Consider the following 22783-nt stretch of genomic DNA (forward strand, 5'->3'; position numbering starts at 1 on the left):
GGCGCCAAGGCATGGCGAAACGCTACATCGAGCGCCGGTCGAGCATGGCTCGCGCAATGGTGCCCGCGTCGACGTATTCGAGCTCGCCGCCCACCGGCACGCCGCGTGCGAGGCGCGTGACGGCGAGCCCGCGCGCCTTGAGCGTCTGGCCGAGGTAGTGGGCCGTTGCCTCGCCCTCGTTCGTGAAATTGGTTGCGAGCACCACTTCCTTGACAACGCCGTCCGAGGCGCGCTTCACGAGGCGGTCGAAATGGATCTCTTTCGGACCGATGCCATCGAGCGGACTCAGATGCCCCATCAGCACAAAATACAAACCGCGGTACGTCATGGTCTGTTCGAGCATGATCTGGTCGGCCGGCGTTTCGACCACGCACAGGAGCGTCGGGTCACGCTCCTCGTCGAGGCACGTTTCGCAGACCTGAGCTTCGGTGAAGGTGTTGCACTTCTCGCAATGCTTCAGATTCTCAGTCGCGAACAGGAGCGCGTTGCCGAGCTTTTCGGCGCCGTCGCGGTCGTGTTGCATCAGGTGATACGCCATGCGTTGCGCCGACTTCGGCCCGACGCCGGGCAACACGCGCAGCGCCTCGACGAGAGCGGCGAGAGCGGAAGGTTGTTTCATGCGGATTCAGCGCGAGATGCGCGACGGGGGTTGAAGCGGATGTGGCTTCTTGCGACGACTGGCTGCTGCCTGGTAGCTTTGGCGCCTCGATGCCAGCGCCTGCGCAGCCGTACCGGCCACGAGAAGGCACGCGAGACGCGCGGGCGCCGGCCTGCCGAAAGCAGACGCGGCGCTCGCAACGTTCCTTAGAACGGCATCTTGAAGCCCGGCGGCAGCGGCAGACCGGCGGTCATGCCGCCCATCTTTTCCTGCGACGTGGCTTCGGCCTTGCGCACCGCGTCGTTGAACGCCGCGGCCACGAGGTCTTCGAGCATGTCCTTGTCGTCTGCGAGCAGGCTCGGATCGATCGACACGCGGCGCACGTCGTTGCGGCAGGTCATCGTGACCTTGACGAGACCGGCGCCCGCCTGACCCTCGACTTCGATCTGGGCAAGCTGCTCCTGCATCTTCTTCATGTTTTCCTGCATCTGCTGGGCTTGCTTCATGAGCCCTGCGAGTTGGCCTTTCAACATAGTCACTGCTCCTTCTGGATCGTAGTCGTTCGAATCGATGCGCTCAAAAGCGCGCGACGCTTGCCGCGCCGCGCGGCGCAAATCAGTGGGCGGCCTGGCTGCCGCCCGATGCGGCGTCCGGCGCGACCGGCCGGATCGAGCCCGGCACGATGCTCGCGCCGAAGTCGCGAATCAGTTGCTGCACGAAGGGATCGGCGCCGATCTCGCGCTCGGCTTCGCGTTGACGCTGGGCGCGGTCTGCGGCGTCGAGCGCGGCCGCCGTACGGCGTGCAGGCCCGACTTCCACGCTCACTTCAACGACCTTGCCAAGACGCTCGGCGAGCGCCGTCTTCAGCTTCGCCACCTGCGAGGCTTCGGCGTACTGCGGCACCGGCACGCTAAGTTTGAGCAGCGTGCCTTCGAGCGCCATCAGTTCGCTGTTGAAGGCGAGCTGGTACGAGATGCCCTTCAGCGTTAGCGTGGCGGCAAGCGCGGGCCAGTCGCCGGTGAAGCCGATCGGGTCGAGCGGGATGCCCGGCGGCAGCTTGCTCACATCGACCACGGCCGGCGACGGCGTCGGCGCCGAAGCGCCGGCGCGCGGCGCGGACGGCTCGCTGTCGTAGGCCGACACGAAACCATCGTCGGGCGGCGCGAAATACGCGTCGTCGGCGCCGAGCGGCACATAGTCGTCGGGCGGGATATCGTCCCACGGCGGCGCGCCCGAGGCATCTTGCTGCGCGTTGGCGTTGCGCGCCGGCTGGCGCGCCTGCGCTTCCTGCGCGGCGGCGGCGCGGCGGGCCGGATCGGGCGTCGGCACCTTCACTTCCATGCGCGGCGCAGCCTTCGGCGCGGGCGCCGGGGCGGCCCCGCTGGCAGCGGCTGCGGGAGCGCGGCCCGTGGCAACGCGCATGCCCTTGCTGCGCAGCACGTCGAGCGCAGCGCTTGCGCCACCGCGCGTGGACGCCGCAGTTGCAGGCTCTTCACGCGTCTCGACTTGCGGTGCGGGCGCAACGGCTGCGGCGCTTTGAACGGTTTGCGTCCCTTCGGCTGGAGCGGGTGCAGCTGTGGCCGGTTCGACCTCGGCGGCAGCGGCAGCATCCGGCACCGTGCTCACGTTCGGTGCAGACTCGCCCTCGTCCTCCCACGGCGGCACGACGCGCGCTTCGGCCGCTGGCTTGGCGAGCGGTGCAGGCGCACTCGCTTGCGGCTCGACAACGGGCGTATTCGCCGGAGCGGCTTCCACCGCCGGCGGCACACTCGCCAGGATTTCGGCTTGCGGCGGCACGGGTGCTGCCGGCTTCGGCGCGAACGGCTGCGCAACGGCAGGCTCCGCGCCGCGCGCCGACGCCGCAACCGGAGCCGCCGCACGCGCGCCCGGACCCGCCACAGCGGGCTTCGAAGCCGGCGCACTGCCCACGCTGCCCGCGCCCACGGAAGGCTCGAACGCGAGCATGCGCAGCAGCGTCATCGTGAAGCCCGCGTATTCGTCGGGCGCGAGGCCTAGCTCGCTGCGGCCGAGGGTCGCGATCTGATAGAAAAGTTGGACCTGCTCCGGGCTCAACGACTGCGCAAAACGGCGGATGTCGTCGGCCTCGGGCCACTCGTCGAGCACCGACGAAGGCGCGAATTGCGCCCAGCCAACGCGGTGGAACAAACTCGCGAGATCCTGCAGCGCCGTGGAGAACGACAGGCTGCGCAGCGCCATTTCGTCGGCGATGGCGAGCACGTTCGCGCCGTCGCCGGCCACGAGCGCGTCGATCAGGCGGATGAGATAGCTTTGATCGAGCGCGCCGAGCATGCCGCGCACCGCTTCTTCGGTGACCTGGTTGGCCGAATACGCGATGGCCTGGTCGGTGAGCGAAAGCGCGTCGCGCATCGAGCCGTCGGCCGCGCGTGCGAGCAGGCGCAGCGCCTGCTGCTCGAACTCGACCTTCTCCTCACCGAGAATGTGCGTGAGATGCTCGACGATGTTGCCCGCGGGCATCTGCTTCAAATTGAACTGCAGACAGCGCGACAGCACCGTGACCGGAATCTTCTGCGGATCGGTCGTCGCAAGGATGAACTTCACATGGGGTGGCGGCTCTTCCAGCGTCTTCAACATCGCATTGAAGGCGTGGTTCGTGAGCATGTGCACTTCGTCGATCATGTAGACCTTGAAGCGCGCATCGACCGGCGCATAGACCGCACGCTCGAGCAGCGCAGCCATTTCGTCCACGCCGCGATTGCTCGCCGCATCCATCTCGACGTAATCGACAAAGCGCCCTTCGTCGATTTCCCGGCACGCACGGCACACGCCGCACGGCTTCGACGTCACGCCGGTCTCACAGTTGAGCGCCTTGGCGAAGATCCGCGACAGCGTCGTCTTGCCCACGCCGCGCGTGCCCGTGAAGAGATACGCGTGGTGCAGGCGGCCGCCGTCGAGTGCATGCGTGAGCGCGCGCACCACGTGCTCCTGTCCGACGAGCGAAGCAAAATCCTTCGGTCGCCATTTGCGTGCGAGAACTTGATAGGTCATCCGGAAATTGTATCAGCAACGCCCGCGCGTCCAGATGAATCGAAAGGCGGCCAATGCTTACTGCCCCGCGGCCGCGCGGCGGCACCAGCGGGCGATTGCGGAGCGCCGAAACAGCGGCGATGAAGGCTTGAAAAACACGACGAACGAAGCACTGCGTCGCGCAGTCAATTGCGCGGCGTGAATGTCGTATCGGGGGGAAAAACCGGAAGAAAAAAGAGGAAGGTGACGAGCCTGACCCTCGGCACTGGCGGAAAACGGCTGTGGCTGCTTCGTTCCCGACCTGACCAGGTTGACCGCCCCTCCATGCGAGGAGGCCCGTCACGGCGCATTCTAACATCGCTCGCGCAGCAATGCGACTGCTGCAGTGCGAAAAAACGTGCCAAGCCGCTCCGGACGTCCTTGCGCACCATGAAGCGCCCCCTCTTGCAACGGCCCGCGCCGCCTCCAGATAGCGTTCAGGAACACGAGGTGTCGCACGAAAACGCCCCGCGAAAATACTCACGCCGCTGCCGGAATATCCCGCCGAATGTGGTCTGCAGGACGGAAACCCTGTTTGCGGCATGAGTACTATCACCGTCGGCAACGCATAGGGATTTAGGCTACACTGGCGTCGGCAATTGGCTGGGCCACGTGGTTTTCGTGCGAATGGCGTGTGATTCGGACGTGTGACTCGGGTTCGGTCTGGCCGCCCCGGCGGCCCCGGATGAATTTTCAGTTTTGGTGTATCGTGGCGAGCAATTTACTCAGCCTCGAATCGAAAGAGGTATTCATACAATGAGCGAACAAATCAAGCATATCAGCGACGCATCGTTCGAACAGGACGTCGTGAAATCGGACAAGCCCGTGCTGCTGGACTTCTGGGCCGAGTGGTGTGGTCCGTGCAAGATGATCGCGCCGATTCTCGATGAAGTCGCGAAGGATTATGGCGATCGCCTTCAGGTCGCAAAGATCAACGTCGACGAGCACCAGTCGACGCCGGTGAAGTTCGGCGTGCGCGGCATCCCCACGCTGATCCTCTTCAAGAACGGCGCCGTGGCGGCGCAGAAGGTCGGCGCGCTGTCGAAGTCGCAGCTCACCGCGTTCCTGGACAGCCACCTGTAACTTCTTCGTCGGCCGCCCCGCCCTGCCGGGCGCATTGTCCGGCCAGCAAGGGAACGAGCCACGCAATGGTGCGTGTTGTCATGCGACAACACGCACCATAAAAACACGTCAAAACTTGCTGTCGGTCTTCACTGACGGTTTCTGGCGTGTGCTATGCTAGAATTCATAAAGCGTCTATCCGGCGCCCTTATAAAAGTTTCAAGCAAAGTTTCAAGCAAAGTTTCAAGCAAAAGTCCTTGAGCGGTTCCGCTCGCTTCTGTTCCCCCTGACTTCTTTTCGTCGCATCCTCCCCGACGGGTTCTCCGTATGCATCTTTCCGAGCTCAAGTCTCTGCACGTGTCCGAATTGATCGAGATGGCCAATGGCCTCGAGATCGAAAATGCGAACCGCCTGCGCAAGCAGGAACTCATGTTCGCGATTCTCAAAAAGCGCGCCAAGACGGGCGAAACGATCTTCGGTGACGGCACGCTCGAAGTGCTCCCCGACGGCTTCGGCTTCCTGCGCTCGCCGGAAACCTCGTATCTCGCCAGCACGGACGATATCTATATCAGCCCGTCGCAGATCCGCCGCTTCAACCTGCACACCGGCGACACGATCGAAGGTGAAGTGCGCACGCCGAAGGACGGCGAACGCTACTTCGCGCTCGTGAAGGTGGACAAGGTCAACGGCCAGCCGCCCGAGGCCTCGAAGCACAAGATCATGTTCGAGAATCTCACGCCGCTGCACCCGAACAAGGTGCTGCTGCTCGAGCGCGAAATGCGCGGTGAGGAGAACGTGACGGGCCGCATCATCGACATGATCGCGCCTATCGGCAAGGGTCAGCGCGGCCTGCTGGTCGCGTCGCCGAAGTCCGGTAAAACCGTGATGCTCCAGCACATCGCGCACGCCATCAAGCAGAACCACCCCGACGTGGTCCTGTTCGTGCTGCTGATCGACGAGCGTCCGGAAGAAGTGACCGAAATGCAGCGTTCGGTGGCAGGCGAAGTGATCGCCTCGACCTTCGACGAACCGGCTGCGCGTCACGTGCAGGTCGCCGAAATGGTGATCGAAAAGGCCAAGCGCCTCGTCGAAATGAAGCACGACGTCGTGATTCTGCTCGACTCGATCACGCGTCTCGCCCGCGCCTACAACACCGTTGTGCCCGCATCGGGCAAGGTGCTCACGGGTGGTGTGGACGCCAACGCACTGCAACGTCCGAAGCGCTTCTTCGGCGCGGCACGTAACATCGAAGAAGGCGGCTCGCTCACCATCATCGGTACGGCGCTGATCGAAACCGGCAGCCGCATGGACGACGTGATCTACGAAGAGTTCAAGGGCACCGGCAACATGGAAGTGCACCTCGAGCGCCGCCTCGCGGAAAAGCGCGTCTACCCGTCGATCAACCTGAACAAGTCGGGCACGCGCCGCGAAGAGTTGCTGATCAAGCCGGACATCCTCCAGAAGATCTGGGTGCTGCGCAAGTTTATCCACGACATGGACGAAGTCGAGGCCATGGAATTCCTGCTCGACAAAATCCGTCAAACGAAGAACAACTCCGAGTTCTTCGACATGATGCGCCGCGGCGGCTAACGCCCTCGCCCGCTCGATTCAGTGCAAAACGCCCGCGAATTCGCGGGCGTTTTTCTTTTCCGGCAGCACATCGTTTCACGCCACAACGTGTACGTGAACGTTCACGTTGAACTATAATGCGCGGCATGTCTCGATCGCCCCACGGCGAAAAAAGAGTGCCTCATGTCCAAGGATTCCCCTGCGCTACTCACGGTGCGCGACGCCGCCGAGCGGCTCAATGTCACGCCGCGCACGCTCAAATATTACGAAGAGCGTGGGCTCGTCAGCCCCTCGCGCAGCGAAGGCCGCTACCGGCTCTACGACGAGCACGACCTCGAGCAGTTCTCGCGCATCCTGCGGCTGCGCGCGCTCGGCTTTTCGCTGCACGGCATCACCGAAATGCTCAAGCGGCCGCTCGAGCAGGCGGGCGAAGGCCGCCGGCGCTATTCGCAGGAGTCGCTGCAGCAAATCGCTAACGCGCTTGCGCAGCAGATCGCAACGCTGGACACGCGCATTGCGGACGTGCGCCGTGAGTTGAAGGAAGCGCAGACGGTGCGCGCGGAGCTTGCCGACGATCTCGATTACCTGCAGCGGCGGCTGGCCGGCGAGCCTTCCGATCAATTGATCGAGCAACGCCTCGCCGCCACGCGGCGCCGCAAGGCGGCCGCGAGCGGCAAGGCCACAGAGCCTTCAGGCCAAGCACGCGACGACAACGATTCGGCATGAGCACGACCCAGCCCCGCGAGCCGATCCTCAGCGCGGCGCGCCTGCGCGGCGACTTTTTCCCATGGGTACTCGCCCTCGCGACCGGTCTCGACTACTACGACAACGCGATCTTTTCGTTCTTCACGAGCTATATCGCGGGCGGCATCAACGCTTCGCCCGACGAGCTCGTCTGGTCGTCGAGCGCCTACGCCGTATGCGCCGTTCTGGGCATCCTGCAGCAGCAATGGTGGGTGGAGCGCATGGGCTACCGGCGTTACGTGGCTAGCTGCCTGCTGCTCTATTCCGCCGGCGCGATCGCGGCCGCTCTGTGCGAATCGTCGATCGAACTCGCCTTCGCGCGCGGGTTTCAGGGCTATTTCATCGGCCCGATGATGGGCACCTGCCGCATCCTCATCCAGATCAGCTTCACGCCGCAGCAACGCCCGGTCGCAACGCGCGCGTTCCTCATTCTCATCGTGCTCTCCAGCGCGCTCGCGCCACTCGTGGGCGGTCAGCTCGTCGCGCATTTCGACTGGCGCGCCCTGTTTGCCTTTTGCGCGCCCGCAGGCGTGCTCTATGCCGTGCTAGCCCTGTTCGCATTGCCCGATACGGGTCACTTGCTGCCCGAGGAGCGCGGCGAAGCGCACTTCTGGCCGTACATCATCTTCGCGTTTGCGCAGGGCGCGCTGCAAATCGCCATGCAGCAGGTGCGCTTCGAACTCTTCAGCGCGTCGCCGGAAATCATCCTGCTCACGCTCGTCGGCGTCACCGCGCTCGCCTGGTTCGGCTGGCACCAGTGGCATCATCCGAAGCCGCTCATGCGCTTGCACGCGCTACGCGAGAAACCGTTCCAGGTGGGCCTGCTGCTCTACATGGCCTATTACTACCTGAGCACGGCACTCAGCTATCTGGTCTCGCGGCTGCTCGAAGGCGGATTCAACTACCCTGTCGAAAATGCCGGCCGCCTCACCGGCGTCACATCGCTCATCTCGGCCGGCGCGCTCTTTTTCTATTTCCGCTACGCGAAGTTCATCACGCACAAGAAATGGATCATCGTGCCAGGCTTCGTGCTCTCGGCGTTCATCTCGTTCTGGATGACGCAGCTCACGCCAGAGGCGAGCGAAGCCTGGCTCATCCCGCCGCTGCTGCTGCGCGGCCTGCTGCTGCTCTTCATCGTGCTGCCCGTCGCGAATCTCACGTTTCGCATCTTCGCAATCGAAGAATTCACACACGGTTACCGCTTGAAAAACGTCGTCCGGCAGTTGACGATATCGTTCGCCACCGCGACGGTTATCATCGTCGAGCAGCACCGGCTCGCGCTGCACCAGACGCGGCTCGCCGAATTCGTGAATCCGTTCAACCCGGCGTTTCAGAGCACGTACGCCGCGCTCACGCATTCGTTCGAGCTCATGGGCCGGTCCGCAAGCGAAGCGCATGGACTCGCGCTCGCGCAGGTGAGCCGCATGGTCGCGCAGCAGGCGAGCTTTCTGAGTTCGCTCGACGGGTTCTACTTCCTGATCGGCGTGGCGGTGTGCGGCGGGATCTTCGCCGCGTGGCAAAAGCAGATTGACTGAACGACACTCAGACGCACGGGAAAACACACCCAGCGATGCTTTCGAAACTCTCTCACTGGTTCGACGCGCGCCGCCGCGAAAAAGCGCTGCGCGCCTACGCGATCGACGACGCGCTCTGGCGGGCTACGGTCAATGGGCTGCCGTTCCTCAAGCACCTCGACGCCGCCGACCTCGTGCGCCTGCGCGAGCTGACAAGCCTCTTCATCGCGCAAAAGGAATTCTCGACGGCGCACGATCTCGAACTGACCGACCCGATGACTGTGGCAATCGCCGCGCAAGCGTCGCTGCCCGTGCTCAATCTTTCGCTCGATCTCTACAAGGGCTGGGTGGGCGTCGTCGTCTATCCGGGCGAATTCGTGATCCGCAAAACCGTCGAGGACGAGGATGGCGTGGTCCACGAGGTCGAGCACGATGCGAGCGGCGAAGCCTGGGAAGGCGGCCCCGTGATCCTTTCGTGGGAAGACGCGCAGATGACCGATGGCAGCGACGCATACAACGTCGTGATCCACGAGTTCGCGCACAAGATCGACATGCTCAACGGAGAGGCCGACGGCCATCCGCCCCTTTTTCGACGCTGGCACGCGCCGCTCGACGCGCAGGCGTGGGCCGACGTGTTCGACAACGCCTACGATCAGTTCTGCGACAAGGTGGACGCGGTGCCGGAGCGCCGCTGGGCGCGCTTCGAGCGCGATTCGCTGATCGATCCCTATGCCGCCGACCATCCGTCGGAGTTCTTTGCAGTGTGCAGCGAGGCGCTTTTCGTCAAGCCGAAGGCCTTCGAAGCGGAATATCCCGAGCTTTACCGGCTGCTTGCGCGGTATTACCGCCAGGACCCGGCGCGCGTGGGCGCATTGGACGGCCGGCCCGCCTGAAACCTGTCGCGCGGAGCCCTCAAAAATTCGCCAACCGGCTGATTATCTGGCATAATCGCCGTTTTTCGACCCTTGGGTAAGTGGCTCGCGCGAGCAAAGTCGGCAGCATGGTGTTGCAGGCACGCGGGTTGGCTACCGCCAGATTTAAGGAATAATCATGAAAGAAGGCATTCACCCGGATTACCGCGAAGTCCTGTTCATCGACGTTTCGAACGACTTCAAGTTCGTGACCCGCTCGACGATCCAGACGCGCGAAACCGCCGAATTCAACGGCAAGACCTACCCGCTCGCCAAGATCGAAGTGTCGTCGGAATCGCATCCGTTCTACACGGGCACGCAAAAGATCATGGATACGGCAGGCCGTGTCGAGAAGTTCAACAAGAAGTTCGGCGCACGCGCCTCGGGCAAGGCCGGCAAGTAAGCACTTCGCCGCACCGGCTTCTCGCCGGTCCCGCATTGAACGTGCACAAAAAGGGCAGCATACGCTGCCCTTTTTTGTTGTCTGCGCCACCGTTGTGCAGTCCAGCGGGCCAGGCGGATGCGACTTACCGTCCCTTTTCAGATATTTCGTTGGATTAATACGCGGCTAACGCCGTGACGCGCGGTCACCGGCCCGGCTAGAATGCCGGATTGCTCCGCGGCGCACGGCCGGGTGTACCGTCTGCCGCGCATGCCTGCTTGATCCTCGCGTGTGAGCCGCCCGCTCGAGCACGCCCGGTTTATCCGTCTCCCTTCGTACTGCATGAAGCCAGCCATTCGACTGACCGCCTCCGCCACCAGCGCCCTGCCGCGCTGGCTGCTGCTGACCATTTGTATCGTCTTCGCGGCGTTCGGCCTCTTTGGCCGCGACCCGTGGAAGAACGAGGATGCGGCGGGCTTCGGCGTAATGTGGACGATGGCGGGCGGCACCTCGCACGACTGGCTGCTGCCGAACCTCGTCGGCAAGTACGTGACCGAGAACGGTCCGCTCGGTTACTGGCTGGGCGCCGCCTGTATTCGCCTGTTCGCACCGTGGGTCGACGCCAGCAACGCCTCGCGTATCGCCACGGGCGTGCTGTTCTGTCTCGCGTGCGCGTTCGTCTGGTACAGCGCGTATCTGCTGGGCCGACGCCCCGAAGTCCAGCCGTTCAAGTACGCATTCGGCGGCGAGCCCGAGCCGCGCGACTACGGCCGCACCCTCGGTGACGGCGCCCTGCTCATTCTGCTCGCCTGCTTCGGTCTCGCCGAGCGCGGTCACGAAACCACGCCGCAACTCATGCAGTTCGTCGGCATCGCCATGGTCGTGTACGGCATCGTGCGCGCCATCGACAAGCCGGTTCAGGGCGCCCTCTGGTGGGGCCTCGCGCTCGGCATCGTGATGCTTTCGAGCGGCCCCGTGCTGGTGGGCGCACTCCTGATCGGCACGCTCGCCATGCTCGCCATCGCGCCCGAAACGCGCTCGCGCTGGCTCCTCGTGGCGGGCCTGCCCGTCGCACTCGTGATCTCCGCATCATGGCCGCTGCTGGCGCTGCACTTCTACCCCGACGACGCCGTCTGGTTTCTCAACCAGTGGGCGCACACCAACGTCAATGCCTTTGCGGGACCGCCGGGCTACGTGCTGCGCTACGCCGCCAAGAACCTGCCGCTCTTCACCTGGCCCGCGTGGCCGCTGGCGATCTGGGCCTTCGTGAGCTGGGCGGGACTGCGCCGCAAGCCGCACATCGCGATTCCGCTGTCGGTGATCGTGCCGCTGCTCATCCTCGTGGTCGTGCAGAGCCACGAATCGAACCGGCTCTTCATGCTCGTGCTGCCCGCGCTTTCGGTGCTCGCGACCTTCGCGCTGCCCACGCTCAAGCGCGGCGCGATCAACGCGATCGACTGGTTCGCGGTGCTGAGCTTCACGATTCTCGGCACCTTCGTGTGGCTCGTGTGGCTCGCGGGCATGACCGGCTTCCCTGCGCCGCTCGCACGAAATCTCGCGCGCCTCGCGCCGGGCTTCGTGCCGCAGTTCAAGATTCTCTCGTTCGTGTGCGCGGTGGCTGTCACCGTGTGCTGGATGGCGCTCGTGCAGTGGCGCGTGGCGCGTCATCCGAAGGTGCTGTGGCGCAGCGTCGTGCTCTCGAGCGGCGGCACCACGCTCATGTGGGTGCTGCTCATGACGCTCTGGTTGCCGGTCGTCAACTACAGCCGGACCTATAAGGATGTGGCCGAGCAGATCTCCGCGCACCTGCCCGCCGACTATCAGTGCATCTCGCCCGTGCGCCTCGGCGACGCGCAGATCGCCACCTTCGCGTACTTCGGCAAGATGCACTTCTCGTTCAACGAGGACTGCGACGTGATCCTGCGCCAGGACACGCAGGACTACAGCGAGCCGAGCCCGATGCCGGACTACGTTTGGAAGCTCGTATGGGAAGGCCGCCGCGCGGCCGACCGCGACGAACGCTTCCGCCTGTACGTGCGCACCGACCGCCCGACGCCGCCGCTCAAGAAGCATGTCTGGCGCAAGCGTCCGGACTGAGGCTGCGGTGACGACGACGCTCGTCGGTGACGTCCGGCGCATTGCCGCGCTGGCGTGGCCGGTGCTGGTCGGCCAGCTCGCGATCATCGCGTTCGGCGTGATCGACACCGCGATGGTCGGCCGCTACTCGGCGCTCGACCTCGCAGCGCTCGGCCTCGGATCGTCGATTTACGTCTCGGTCTACATTGCCCTCACAGGCATTCTCAGCGCGCTGCAGCCGGTTGCGGCGCAGCTCTACGGCGCGCGCAAGGACACCGAAATCGGTCTCGAAGTGCGCCAGGCGTTCTGGCTCGCGCTCGTGTTGATGGCGATCGGCTTCACGATCCTCTACTTTCCCGGTCCGCTGCTCGACCTCGCGCGGGCGCCCGAAGCGCTGCGCGAGCGCACCGTCGGCTATCTGCGGCTGCTCTCGTTCGGGCTGCCCGCGGCGCTGGCCTTTCGCATCTACAGCTCGCTCGCCAATGCCGTGGGGCGGCCGCGCCTCGTGATGTTCCTGCAAGTCGGCGCGCTCGTGCTAAAGGTGCCGCTCAACACGTGGCTCATCTTCGGCGGTCTTGGGGTGCCGGCGCTCGGCGGCCCGGGTTGCGCGCTCGCGAGCACGTCGATCAACTGGGCGCTTGCGTTGTGCGCGGCCGTCGCGTTCACGCGTGTCGACGTATTCGCGCCGTTCGAAATCTTCAAGCACTTCTGCTGGCCCGAGTGGAAGCGCCAGGCCGAACTGCTCAAGCTCGGCATTCCGATGGGGCTTTCCTACCTCATCGAAGTGACGTCGTACACGTTCATGGCGATCTTCATCGCGCGCATGGGCACGACCACGCTCGCCGGTCATCAGATCGCGGGCAACATCGGCGCAGTGCTCTACATGACGCCGCTGTCGATCGGCGTGGCAACCTCGACGCTCGTTGCGCAGGCGCTGGGCGGCAATCGCCCGGCCGAGGCGCGCACGCTCGCGCGGCACGGCGTGGCCACTGCCGTGGCGATTGCCTGCTGCTACGGCGCGATCGTGTTCGTGCTGCGCCCGCTCATCATCGGCGGCTACACGCCGGACCCCGCCGTGGCGGTCGCGGCCATGCCGCTCGTCGCCATCGTCACCTGCTATCACGTGTTCGACGCGCTGCAGATCACGACGGCCTTCGCTTTGCGCGCCTACAAGGTCGCGGTCGTGCCGACCATCATCTATGCGATCGCGCTCTGGGGCGTGGGGCTTGGCGGCGGCTACGCGCTGGGCTTCGACGTGACCGGCACGATGCCCGCCTGGGCGACGGGCGCGCGCGGCTTCTGGCTCGCCAACATGGCGAGCCTGTTGATTGCCGGTGCGGGACTCCTGTTCTATCTCTCTCGGGTGAGTACGCGATTTTTGCGAGCCGGCGCGTAGCCTGCTGTCGCAAAATGCGTTTGGCGGTTAGTTGCAAAGACAGCTCACCCCGCCTCGGCTCGTCGCGCCGACTCCACCGTCTGCGCCGCGTGATACGAGGAACGGACAAGCGGGCCGGCCACGACCTCGCTAAACCCCATCGCGAGGCCTGCCGCGCGTAACCCGGCAAATTCATCAGGATGCACATAGCGCTTCACCGGTAAATGAAACTTCGACGGTGCGAGATACTGCCCGATCGTCAGCACTTCTACGCGATGCTCGCGCAGATCGCGCAGGGTCGCGAGCAGCTCCGCGTCGGTTTCGCCCAGCCCCACCATCAACCCCGACTTCGTGACGAGCGCACCGTTCGCCGCTTTGGCGCGCGCCAGCAGATCGAGCGAGCCGCGATAGTCCGCACCTGGCCGCGCCGCGCGATAAAGCGAGGGCACGGTCTCGATGTTGTGATTGAACACGTCGGGCCAGGCGAGCGAAAGCGCGTCTAGCGCGCGGGCGATCCGGCCGCGAAAATCCGGCGTCAGCACTTCGACGCCGATCCCCGGCACACGCTCGCGCACTTGTGCAATACAGCGCGCGAAGTGCGCCGCCCCGCCGTCGCGCAAGTCGTCGCGATCGACCGACGTGATGACGACGTGACGCAAGCCCAGCGCCGCGACCGCCGCCGCCAGATGCGCGGGTTCATCCTCGTCGAGCGGCGCGGGCCGCCCGTGAGCGACGTCGCAGAACGGGCAGCGCCGCGTGCAAAGGCCGCCCATGATCATGAAAGTCGCGGTGCGCTGCGCGAAGCACTCGCCGATGTTCGGGCACATCGCCTCTTCGCACACCGAATGAAGCCGGTGTTCGCGCAATACGGCCGCCACGCCCGCGACGGTCTCGCTCATGAGCGGCCGTGCGCGCAGCCACGACGGCTTCGGCAAGACCGAGTCGCTACCGGTGGGCGGTACGATCTTCACCGGAATCCGCGCAAGCTTCTCGCGGCTGCGCAGCCCCTCCTGACCGAGCGCCGTGCTCGACACGTGAGGCGCATGAGACGTACGGGACGTAGCGGCCTCCATGCTCAGGCTCCTTCGTCGAGAAAGGCGTTGAGCAGGCGATTGACTTCCTGCGCGGCCTCCATCTGCACCATATGCCCCTTGCCCGCGATCACTTCCACGCGCACCTGCGAGGGCAACCCCTGCGCATGGCGCGCCGGAATGATCTGGTCGGCCTCGCCCCAGATCACGAGCGCGCGCGGCGCGAGCGAGGCAACGCGCTCGCGGAACACGCGCCGCTGCGCGCCGCCCTCGAACGCCTGCCCGGCGATCTTGCCGAGCGCGGCCTGCACGCCTTCGAGCCGCTTGTACTTCACGAGGTCTTCGACGAGTTGACGCGTGACCAATGCGGGATCGGCGAATAGCTTCGTCACGTGCGGCTTGAGCGCGTTGCGGTTCGCCGCCGCGACGAAGCCCTCGATATACGCGCTGTCGATCTCGCTCCCCAGGCCCGCACTCGAAATCAGCGCAAGGGAAGCCACGCGCCCGGTCGCCTGCTCGGCCACCGCCATCGCCACCGCACCGCCCAGCGAGTGCCCGACGAGATGCGCCCGGCCGATGTTCTGCGCGTCGAGGAATGCGATCACGCTCTGCGCAAGCTCGTCGAGGCTGCCGCTCTCGAGCGCCTTACCCGACTCGCCGTGCCCCGGCAGATCGAGCGCCCAGACGGTACGCTCCGCCGCCAGATCCGTGTGGTTGAAGAGCCAGTTGTTGAGATCGCCGCCAAAGCCGTGGATCAGCACGACCGGCACGCCCTCGCCTTCACCCTGCTTCAGGTAGCGCATGATCCTGCCGCCGATTTGCGCCTTTTCCGGCTGCGGCCCTGCGTCGGCGTCGCCCGCTTGCGCAGGCACGAAGTCGCGCTGGAATTCGGCTACGGCGGCGTCGATATCCGCGTCTGCGGCTTCGGCATCGGCTACTACGCCTAGCAGCGCGCCCACGGGCAGCGTGTCGCCCTCCTGAGCGATCTGCCGCCGCAACACGCCCTCGAACGCGCACTCCACCCCCGACGCGATCTTGTCGGATTCGACATCGAGCAATTCATCTCCCTTGGTGACCTTGTCGCCGAGCGATTTGAGCCAGCCGTTCACCTGGCCCTGCTCCATCGACAGGCCCCATTTGGGCATCGTGATCATGTGAATCGGCATGACTTCAGCTCCTTGCTGCGCGCGCGGCTTCGGCAATCTTGTCCGCCGAGGGGATGTAGAGGTCTTCCAGCGACGCCGCGAACGGCACCGGCGTATGCGGCGCGGTCACCATGCCGACCGGGGCCTTCAGCTCCTTGAACGCTTTCTGACCGACGAGCGCGGCAATGTCGGTTGCGATCGAGCAGCGCGGGTTCGCTTCGTCCACGACCACGACGCGGCCCGTGCGGCGCGCGCTTTCGAGGATCGTTTCCTCGTCGAGCGGCGACGTGGTGCGCAGGTCGATCACATCTGCTTCGATGCCGTCTTTCGCGAGCTTCTGCGCGGCGTCGAGCGCGTAGTGCACCATGCGCCCATACGTGACGATCGTGACGTCGTCGCCGTCGCGCGCGATATTGGCCTCGCCGAACGGAATCGAATAGGATTCCTCCGGAACATCGCCTTCCATCGTGTAGAGCAGTTTGTGCTCGCAGAAGATCACGGGGTCGTTGTCGCGAATCGCTTCGATCATGAGGCCCTTGGCGTCATAAGGTGTCGCCGGGCATACGACTTTCAGCCCCGGAATATGCGTGAAGAGCGAGGTGAGCATCTGCGAGTGCTGCGCCGCCGCGCGCAGCCCTGCGCCATACATGGTGCGGATCACGACCGGCGTGACCGCCTTGCCGCCGAACATGTAGCGAAACTTCGCGGCCTGGTTGAATATCTGGTCGAAGCACACGCCCATGAAGTCGATGAACATCAACTCCGCCACCGGCCGCATGCCGCACGCCGCCGCGCCCACGGCCGTACCGATGAAGCCGCCTTCCGAGAGCGGCGTATCGAGCACGCGCCCCGGGAACTTGCCGTAAAGGCCCTTCGTCACGCCGAGCACGCCGCCCCACGCGTCCTGCTCGCCGGGCGCGCCCGCGCCGCCCGCATTGTCCTCGCCCATGACGATCACGCTCTCGTCGCGCCCCATCTCCTGGGCCAGCGCTTCGTTGATGGCCTGCGAATAGGTAATTTTCCGTGCCATTTTCGTCTCCTTGATCTGGAATCCTGATGACCCGAGCGCACAGCGCTCAGGGATACGACACGTACACGTCGGTGAGCAGCGCTTCGGCCGGCGGCAACGGCGCGGCCTTGGCCTGCGTGACCGCGTCGTCGATCAGTTGCTTCACTTCGGCGTCCACCTTGCGCAGATCGTCGCTGCTTGCGAGTTCGGCACGCACCACACGCTCCTCGAAGCGCTTCAGACAGTCCTTTTCCTCGCGCAGCTTTTGCACTTCGCCAGGCGCGCGATAGGTTTGCGCGTCGCCCTCGAAGTGGCCGAAATAGCGCGAGAGTTTCATTTCCACGAGCGTCGGGCCGCCGCCGTTGCGCGCTCGCGCAATGGCTTCGCCCAAAGCCTCGTACACGGCAAAAAAGTCGAAACCGTCGACGATCACGCCCGGCATGCCGAAACCGTTCGCGCGGTCGGCGATATTGTCGGCCGCGACCGACCACGTGGACGACGTCGCCTCGGCGTAGCCGTTGTTTTCCGCGACGAAGATCACCGGCAGGCGCCACACGGAGGCGAGATTCATCGACTCGAAGATCACCCCCTGGTTCGACGCGCCATCGCCAAAGAAGCACACGCCCACGCCGCCCGTCTTCTTCTGCTTCGCGGCGAGCGCCGCGCCGCACGTGAGCGGACCGCCCGCGCCCACGATGCCGTTCGCGCCCAGCATGCCCTTCGACAAGTCGGCGATATGCATCGAGCCGCCCTTGCCGCGGCACGAGCCCGTGGTCCGGCCATAGATCTCGGCCATCATTTCGTGCACGTCCACGCCCTTGGCGATGCAGTGGCCGTGGCCGCGGTGCGTGGTGGCGACGTAATCGGTGTCGTTCAAGTGGCTCATCGTGCCGACCGCGGACGCCTCCTCGCCTGCGTACAGGTGCACGAAACCTGGAATCTCGCCGGTCGCGAATTCGACGTGCAGCCGTTCCTCGAACTCACGGATCGTGCGCATCGACCTGTACGCGGTGAGCAACTGCTCCTTGTTCAACTGAAGTGACATGGTTGTCTCCTGGGTGGACTACGCTGTATCGCTCTGGATTCGCCTGCTGCGGGAAATGCCACTGCTCCTAGTGAAAAGTGAAACCGCCGTCGATGTTCACCGACTGGCCCGTGATGTTGTCCATGGTTGCGAAGAACAGCGCGAGCCGACCCATGTCCTCCGGTGTTTGCGCGCGGCCTTGCGGGATCAGCGTGAGCTGATGGCGCTGCCAGGATTCTTCGACGCTCTCGCCCTGCGTCTTCCATTCGTCGGAGAGCCGATCCCACATATACGTGCGCACGATGCCTGGGCAAATCGCATTCACGGTGATGCCTTCGCGCGCAACCTCCTTGGCGAGCGCGTTGGTGAAGCCGACCACGGCGAATTTCGAGGCGCTGTAGTGCGCGAGATTCGGAAATCCTTCCTTGCCGGCGATCGAAGCGACGTTGATGATCCGCCCACGCTTTTGCGTGAGGAAATGCGTCAACGCAGCCTTGCAGCCGAGAAACACCCCCTTTGCATTGACGTTCATGACGAAGTCCCAGTCCCGCTCCGTTAATTCGGATACCGGATTAATCGAAATCACGCCGGCGCAGTTCACGAGAATATCGAGGCCACCGAGTTCGGAGATCGCCTGCGAGACCATCCCTTCGAGCTGGGCCGCCTGGGTGACGTCGACCTTGGCGAATGCCGCGCGCCTGCCGAGCGCGCGTATCTCTTCGACCGTCGCTGCCAGCGGCTCTTCGAGCAGATCCGCGAGCAATACGTCCGCACCGGCCTGCGCGAGCGTGAGCGCAATGCCGCGGCCGATGCCGCGTGCACCGCCGGTCACGATCGCGACCTGGCCTTTCAAGGGTGTGTCCATGCCGATGTCTCCTTGTTTCGGTTATGAGTGGAGCAAGCAAGCCAGGCCGCTATACGCGCGCGGCGGCCTCGCGCAACAACTGATGCGACGCCGCGTAACGCAGCGTGCGAGCAACATCGACGGTCAGCGGGCCGTGCCAGTCGAGCGTCACTTCATAGCGGTCGCCGCGCGCCGGTTCGATTTCGCGCTCGCCGTCGAACGCGAGCGTGCCGTGGCCCGCTTCGAGCGGCAGCGCCACGCCCACTTCGAGGCGCTGGCACGTGCGCATCGTCAGGCGCTCGACGCGGCCCGGCGCGATCGGTGCGAGCAATGGCACCCCCGCTGCGCCGCCCTCGGGCGCGCCTGGCTCAGCGAAAGTCATATGCAGACCGTGCGCGGCATCGCGCCCGACCGGCGCCCATGCTCCACCGATCGACGAAAGGCCGATGCCGTCGGGCGGCGCAAAGGTCAGGAAAAGTGATTCGATATCCGAACTTTCTGAAATCGCGCGCGCGCCGATGAAAGGCTGACGCGCCACGCAAATATCGACGAGCGCAATTTCCTCGCGCCCGCGCGACGGCCCTTCCACGCAGCGCGCGACGAGCCGCTTGTTGCGCGAGAGCGCCGCTTCCGCGGGCACCGCGCCGGTCGCGACGAGCGCGCCCGCGAGGCCCGCGACGGTGGCCTCGCGTAGTTCGGGAAAGGCGTTGTTGGTGCCGGTCGAGAGCGCGAGCAGCGGCGTGGCGCCGCAATGCGCGGCGACGGCGCGATGGGTGCCGTCGCCACCCAGCACCGCGATCAGCGCGACTTCTTCACGCACCATGTGATCGACGCCCGCGTGCGTATCGGCGACGCTTTCGCTCACCGGCAGATCGACGAATACGACCTCGGGCCAGGGCTCGTGTGCAGCGATGGCCGCGTGCGTCCCGATCGCCCGCAGCAACAGCGCGGCTACGCCCGTGTTGTCGCGCAGCGTGAGCACCCGAGCGACGCCGAGCGCGCCCAGGCCCGCGAGCAGGCGCACGACCATATTCGCCTTCTCGGCCGTGGGAAAGACAGATGCATGCGAAGTGAGACGGCGGATGTCGCGGCCCGATGCGGGGTTCGCGATCACGCCTACGGTCACGGGCGTCGTCACGGGTCTTGTCTCCTGTTGGCGTCGCACTGTGAGCTGCTGCGCGCCGCTTTTGCCCGCAAACTCTGCAAGCGTCATGCCAATGACGGCGAGGACACGCTGTATCCGCGTAGAAGGCCGCGCGACGGGGCTCTGCGGCAATCGCATGGCGTGGGGCGAGCGCCGTTTGCGTCGCGTGTGGCGTCTCAGCCGCCGTCTCGCACGCGCAATGCGTCCACGCGCACAACCGGCCACCCGCGCGGACGAAAACGCGCACACGCCCGCGCGGTCTGCCTGTGCCGCGGCTGAGACACCCGGCGTCACGCGCCGGAATGCGGCACAGCAGCCGCTGAGACAATCGTCTCAACCGTCTCGCATGCTGCGCTGCAGTGTGATCGCGCGCAAAGGATGTGCTACAAAAGACTCCCGCCGAACGCTTTCCGGTCCGACGTAATCCGACGTTTTGCCGACGTACCCCGACGCTCATTGCGAGCCACCGTCTGGAACCGCTCATGCCCTACGCCCTTGCGTCTACCCGGCACGCCGAGCGCGTGCGTGGCGCCGTAGAAGGCCGCCTGCCTGCGCCGTCCGATTCGCCACGTCTCGTCTCGTCGTGGCAGCGCTCGTTCGAGCGCTATCAGCTGGACCCCGGCTCCGTGATCGGTCCGCGCGTGCTGAGCGCCGCCGAGCTGCGCGAGATCCGCGATCGCGAGGAGTCCTTCCTGCGCGCCTCGGGCCAATGCCTCACGCGCCTGCACGACATGGTGCGCGAAGCCGATTACTGCGTGATGCTGACCGACGCCCATGGCGTGACCATCGACTATCGCCTCGACCGCGAGCGCCGCAACGACTTCAAGCACGCGGGGCTCTATATCGGCTCGTGCTGGTCGGAGAGCGAGGAAGGCACCTGCGGCATCGCGAACGTGCTCACCGATCTCGCACCCATCACGGTGCACAAGACCGATCATTTCCGCGCCGCGTTCACCACGCTCACGTGCAGCGCCGCGCCGATCTTCGCGCCGGGCGGCGAGCTGATCGGCGTGCTCGACGCTTCGGCCGTGCAGTCGCCCGACAATCGCGAGAGCCAGCGCATCGTCAACCAGCTCGTGCGCCAGAGCGCCACGCTCATCGAAGACGGCTATTTCCTGCATCGCCTCGCGTCGTGCTGGATCCTCTTCGGTCACCAGAATCGCAACTACGTCGAGGCGCAGCCCGAACTGCTGATCGCTTTCGACGAAAACGGCAACGTGGTCGCCGCGAACCGGCGCGCACGCGAGTGCATGCCGTGCCTCGACGGCCCGCGTCATATCGACGAGATCTTCGATTCGTCGCACGTGCAGTTGCGCGACATCGGGCGCATCGAAACCATCGCGGCGCTGCGCCTGCGCGCGAACGGCTCGATGCTGTATGCGCGCATTCGCGCGCCGCTCGGGGCTAGCGGTTACGGCGGACACAGCGCACGTAGCGGCCACAGCGGCGGCGCCGGCGCGGCGCATGGCGCGATGCCGCTGCGGCGCGACGCCGCCGACGCGCACGAATACGATCGCAGCGCGCTCGGCCCCTTCCTGCGCAGCGCAGATGCACGCGTGGCCGAAAACGCGCGCATCGCGCAACGCGTGGCGGGCAAGCGCCTGCCGATCCTGCTGCTCGGCGAAACGGGCGCGGGCAAGGAAGTGTTCGCACGCGCGATTCACGACGCCAGCGCGCGACGCAATCGGCCCTTCATCGCCGTGAACTGCGGCGCGCTGCCCGAATCGCTGATCGAGAGCGAGCTGTTCGGCTATGCGCCGGGCGCATTCACGGGCGCGCGCCGCCATGGGGCGCGCGGCAAGATCGCGATGGCCGACGGCGGCACGCTCTTTCTCGACGAAATCGGCGACATGCCGCTCGCGCTGCAAACGCGCCTTTTGCGCGTGCTCGCCGAGGGCGAAGTCTTGCCGCTCGGTAGCGAAACAGCGGTGCGCATCGATATCGACGTGGTGTGCGCAACCCACCGGGACCTCGCGCAAATGGCCGGCGCCGGGACGTTCCGCGACGATCTCTACTACCGGCTGAGCGGTGCGGTGCTCACGCTGCCGCCGCTGCGCGAGCGGCGCGACATCGCCATGCTCATCGACACGGTATTCGCGGAAGAAGCGCAGGCCGCCGGCCGCCCGCTCGCGCTCGACGCCACGCTCGCTGCGCGGCTCGCGGCCTTCGCATGGCCGGGGAACCTGCGGCAGCTGCGCAATGCGATGCGCTACGCATGCGCCGTATGCGACACCGTGCTGGTCGAAGCGCAGCACCTGAGCACCGACCTCGCGGCGAGCCTGCCGCAGCTTGCACCGGCCGCCGCGCCCCGCTCCGCAACCGGCATGCCGCCAGCATCGCCGCTCTCCGACGAAGATGAGCGCGCACGCATCGTCGTGGCGCTCACGGCGCACCGCTGGCGTCCGAACGCCGCCGCGCAGGCGCTAGGCATCTCGCGCGCGACGCTGTATCGGCGCATTGCGAAGCTCGGCATCGTCGGGCCGCACCGCGCTTGAACCGGATTGCACTGACAGCCTGGCATTTGGCGTCGCCAAAATGCACAGAAGTATTAAATATTGTGCGGTGCGATTTACTTGCCACACCTCGACCGGTATAAATCGAGCGCTCGCGATCCACGAATAGGCCATCTGGCCTATTCTTGTACCGCAGCCCCTCCGCTGGATGCGTCGTCCGTTCCCGGCTAACTGAAATGCCCTCAATGGAGTGATTGCCATGCTCAAGAAGCTGCTGATGCTGTTCCTCGCCATCGGCCTGTCGCTGTCCGCCGCGCTCGCCGTAGCCGTGGAAGTGAACACCGCCGACGAAACCGCGCTCGAATCGGTCAAGGGCATCGGCCCTGTGCACGCCAAGGCGATCATCGACGAACGCACGAAGAACGGCCCGTTCAAGGACGCCGACGACCTCGCGAACCGCGTCAAGGGCATTGGCCCGAAGTCGGTGCAGAACCTCGAGGCGGCAGGCCTCACGATCAACGGCTCGTCCGCGCCGCCGGCGGGCAAGACGGCTAGCACGAAGAGCAGCAAGAGCGCCGCTGCAACGACCGCCGCACCCGCTGCCACCACGGCCAATCCGATGACGGCGCAGACGCCGGCGGCCGCGACCACCGCGCAAGCCGCCTCGGACGCGACGGGCAAGTCGAAGCACAAGAGCAAGAAGGACAAGGCAGCCGCGGCTGCGAGCGCGCCGGAAGCGGGCTCCGCTGCGGCAGCACCTGCCTCGGCATCCGATACGAAGGCGAAAAAGACCAAGAAGTCGAAGAAGGACAAGGCCGCGTCCGCAGCGGCCGCTTCCGGCGCGTGATCGCTGCCAA

19 protein-coding genes and 1 other RNA gene are annotated in these 22783 nt (G+C 65.4%); 10 read left to right on the forward strand and 10 right to left on the reverse strand.

All coding sequences use genetic code 11. The annotated features are described in order from the left end of the window. Nucleotides 1-22: 22 nt before the first annotated feature. The 4 genes from recR to ffs all read right to left on the reverse strand — a co-directional run bounded on the left by recR (nucleotide 23) and on the right by ffs (nucleotide 3945). Complete coding sequence (gene recR, locus U5A65_RS31875; protein WP_133184310.1) at nucleotides 23-619, reverse strand: recombination mediator RecR; 597 nt, start codon at nucleotides 617-619, stop codon at nucleotides 23-25. A gap of 185 nt (nucleotides 620-804) precedes the next feature. Then, nucleotides 805-1131, reverse strand: coding sequence for a YbaB/EbfC family nucleoid-associated protein (locus U5A65_RS31880; protein WP_028204938.1), 327 nt, complete (start codon nucleotides 1129-1131; stop codon nucleotides 805-807). Between the two features lie 82 nt (nucleotides 1132-1213). Beyond that, entirely contained in the window at nucleotides 1214-3625 is a 2412-nt protein-coding gene (locus U5A65_RS31885; RefSeq protein ID WP_321948855.1) for a DNA polymerase III subunit gamma/tau, read from the reverse strand. A 221-nt stretch (nucleotides 3626-3846) separates the two neighbouring features. After that, nucleotides 3847-3945: signal recognition particle sRNA small type (gene ffs / locus U5A65_RS31890), an RNA gene on the reverse strand. A 454-nt stretch (nucleotides 3946-4399) separates the two neighbouring features. Between ffs and trxA the strand changes: the two genes are divergently transcribed. The 8 genes from trxA to U5A65_RS31930 all read left to right on the forward strand — a co-directional run bounded on the left by trxA (nucleotide 4400) and on the right by U5A65_RS31930 (nucleotide 13297). Continuing rightward, nucleotides 4400-4726, forward strand: a complete 327-nt coding sequence (gene trxA, locus U5A65_RS31895; protein WP_027818380.1) for a thioredoxin TrxA — start codon at nucleotides 4400-4402, stop codon at nucleotides 4724-4726. 306 nt (nucleotides 4727-5032) lie between these two features. Further along, entirely contained in the window at nucleotides 5033-6295 is a 1263-nt protein-coding gene (rho, locus tag U5A65_RS31900; protein WP_027818379.1) for a transcription termination factor Rho, read from the forward strand. Between the two features lie 162 nt (nucleotides 6296-6457). Beyond that, entirely contained in the window at nucleotides 6458-7000 is a 543-nt protein-coding gene (locus U5A65_RS31905; protein ID WP_321948856.1) for a MerR family transcriptional regulator, read from the forward strand. After that, nucleotides 6997-8553 carry an MFS transporter gene (locus U5A65_RS31910; protein ID WP_321948857.1) on the forward strand — a complete coding sequence of 519 codons (1557 nt, stop codon included), beginning with the start codon at nucleotides 6997-6999 and terminating at the stop codon, nucleotides 8551-8553. Before U5A65_RS31905 ends, U5A65_RS31910 begins: the two co-directional genes overlap by 4 nt. A 35-nt stretch (nucleotides 8554-8588) precedes the next feature. After that, a complete protein-coding gene (locus U5A65_RS31915) occupies nucleotides 8589-9425 on the forward strand; it encodes a M90 family metallopeptidase (protein ID WP_321948858.1) in 837 nt (278 codons plus the stop codon). A gap of 157 nt (nucleotides 9426-9582) precedes the next feature. Further along, the gene (locus tag U5A65_RS31920; protein ID WP_069267507.1) at nucleotides 9583-9846 is read left to right on the forward strand and encodes a type B 50S ribosomal protein L31; all 264 of its coding nucleotides are present in this window, start codon (nucleotides 9583-9585) and stop codon (nucleotides 9844-9846) included. A gap of 321 nt (nucleotides 9847-10167) precedes the next feature. Beyond that, complete coding sequence (locus tag U5A65_RS31925; protein WP_321917203.1) at nucleotides 10168-11922, forward strand: glycosyltransferase family 39 protein; 1755 nt, start codon at nucleotides 10168-10170, stop codon at nucleotides 11920-11922. Nucleotides 11923-11929: 7 nt separating this feature from the next. After that, complete coding sequence (locus tag U5A65_RS31930; protein WP_321917204.1) at nucleotides 11930-13297, forward strand: MATE family efflux transporter; 1368 nt, start codon at nucleotides 11930-11932, stop codon at nucleotides 13295-13297. A 44-nt stretch (nucleotides 13298-13341) separates the two neighbouring features. On the opposite strand, the gene lipA is transcribed toward U5A65_RS31930, so the two are convergent. From lipA to U5A65_RS31960, 6 genes are all read right to left on the reverse strand, one after another. Next, on the reverse strand, nucleotides 13342-14349 hold the full coding sequence (gene lipA, locus U5A65_RS31935) for a lipoyl synthase (protein ID WP_321917206.1): 1008 nt from the start codon (nucleotides 14347-14349) through the stop codon (nucleotides 13342-13344). Nucleotides 14350-14351: 2 nt separating this feature from the next. Continuing rightward, the gene (locus U5A65_RS31940) at nucleotides 14352-15473 is read right to left on the reverse strand and encodes an acetoin dehydrogenase dihydrolipoyllysine-residue acetyltransferase subunit (protein WP_321917208.1); all 1122 of its coding nucleotides are present in this window, start codon (nucleotides 15471-15473) and stop codon (nucleotides 14352-14354) included. Nucleotides 15474-15477: 4 nt separating this feature from the next. Then, entirely contained in the window at nucleotides 15478-16482 is a 1005-nt protein-coding gene (locus U5A65_RS31945; protein WP_321917209.1) for an alpha-ketoacid dehydrogenase subunit beta, read from the reverse strand. A 46-nt stretch (nucleotides 16483-16528) separates the two neighbouring features. Beyond that, nucleotides 16529-17506, reverse strand: a complete 978-nt coding sequence (locus tag U5A65_RS31950; protein WP_321917211.1) for a thiamine pyrophosphate-dependent dehydrogenase E1 component subunit alpha — start codon at nucleotides 17504-17506, stop codon at nucleotides 16529-16531. Nucleotides 17507-17573: 67 nt separating this feature from the next. Then, complete coding sequence (locus tag U5A65_RS31955) at nucleotides 17574-18350, reverse strand: SDR family NAD(P)-dependent oxidoreductase (RefSeq protein ID WP_321939450.1); 777 nt, start codon at nucleotides 18348-18350, stop codon at nucleotides 17574-17576. Nucleotides 18351-18399: 49 nt separating this feature from the next. Beyond that, nucleotides 18400-19467, reverse strand: a complete 1068-nt coding sequence (locus U5A65_RS31960) for an ATP-NAD kinase family protein (RefSeq protein ID WP_321948859.1) — start codon at nucleotides 19465-19467, stop codon at nucleotides 18400-18402. Nucleotides 19468-19955: 488 nt separating this feature from the next. On the opposite strand from U5A65_RS31960, the gene U5A65_RS31965 reads away from it, so the two are divergent. Further along, the gene (locus U5A65_RS31965) at nucleotides 19956-21968 is read left to right on the forward strand and encodes a sigma-54-dependent Fis family transcriptional regulator (protein WP_321948860.1); all 2013 of its coding nucleotides are present in this window, start codon (nucleotides 19956-19958) and stop codon (nucleotides 21966-21968) included. A gap of 217 nt (nucleotides 21969-22185) precedes the next feature. Beyond that, nucleotides 22186-22773 (forward strand): helix-hairpin-helix domain-containing protein, encoded by a 588-nt coding sequence (locus tag U5A65_RS31970; protein WP_321948861.1) that lies wholly within the window; start codon nucleotides 22186-22188, stop codon nucleotides 22771-22773. Nucleotides 22774-22783: the final 10 nt, after the last annotated feature.

This window comes from Paraburkholderia sp. J10-1 (assembly GCF_905220165.1).
Classification (GTDB): Bacteria; Pseudomonadota; Gammaproteobacteria; order Burkholderiales; family Burkholderiaceae; genus Paraburkholderia.

Coding starts and splice junctions, on each gene's coding strand:
- recR (WP_133184310.1), bottom strand. CDS start 619: ATGAAACAACCTTCCGCTCTCGCCGCTCTCGTCGAGGCGCTGCGCGTG.
- U5A65_RS31880 (WP_028204938.1), bottom strand. CDS start 1,131: ATGTTGAAAGGCCAACTCGCAGGGCTCATGAAGCAAGCCCAGCAGATG.
- U5A65_RS31885 (WP_321948855.1), bottom strand. CDS start 3,625: ATGACCTATCAAGTTCTCGCACGCAAATGGCGACCGAAGGATTTTGCT.
- trxA (WP_027818380.1), top strand. CDS start 4,400: ATGAGCGAACAAATCAAGCATATCAGCGACGCATCGTTCGAACAGGAC.
- rho (WP_027818379.1), top strand. CDS start 5,033: ATGCATCTTTCCGAGCTCAAGTCTCTGCACGTGTCCGAATTGATCGAG.
- U5A65_RS31905 (WP_321948856.1), top strand. CDS start 6,458: ATGTCCAAGGATTCCCCTGCGCTACTCACGGTGCGCGACGCCGCCGAG.
- U5A65_RS31910 (WP_321948857.1), top strand. CDS start 6,997: ATGAGCACGACCCAGCCCCGCGAGCCGATCCTCAGCGCGGCGCGCCTG.
- U5A65_RS31915 (WP_321948858.1), top strand. CDS start 8,589: ATGCTTTCGAAACTCTCTCACTGGTTCGACGCGCGCCGCCGCGAAAAA.
- U5A65_RS31920 (WP_069267507.1), top strand. CDS start 9,583: ATGAAAGAAGGCATTCACCCGGATTACCGCGAAGTCCTGTTCATCGAC.
- U5A65_RS31925 (WP_321917203.1), top strand. CDS start 10,168: ATGAAGCCAGCCATTCGACTGACCGCCTCCGCCACCAGCGCCCTGCCG.
- lipA (WP_321917206.1), bottom strand. CDS start 14,349: ATGGAGGCCGCTACGTCCCGTACGTCTCATGCGCCTCACGTGTCGAGC.
- U5A65_RS31940 (WP_321917208.1), bottom strand. CDS start 15,473: ATGCCGATTCACATGATCACGATGCCCAAATGGGGCCTGTCGATGGAG.
- U5A65_RS31945 (WP_321917209.1), bottom strand. CDS start 16,482: ATGGCACGGAAAATTACCTATTCGCAGGCCATCAACGAAGCGCTGGCC.
- U5A65_RS31950 (WP_321917211.1), bottom strand. CDS start 17,506: ATGTCACTTCAGTTGAACAAGGAGCAGTTGCTCACCGCGTACAGGTCG.
- U5A65_RS31955 (WP_321939450.1), bottom strand. CDS start 18,350: ATGGACACACCCTTGAAAGGCCAGGTCGCGATCGTGACCGGCGGTGCA.
- U5A65_RS31965 (WP_321948860.1), top strand. CDS start 19,956: ATGCCCTACGCCCTTGCGTCTACCCGGCACGCCGAGCGCGTGCGTGGC.
- U5A65_RS31970 (WP_321948861.1), top strand. CDS start 22,186: ATGCTCAAGAAGCTGCTGATGCTGTTCCTCGCCATCGGCCTGTCGCTG.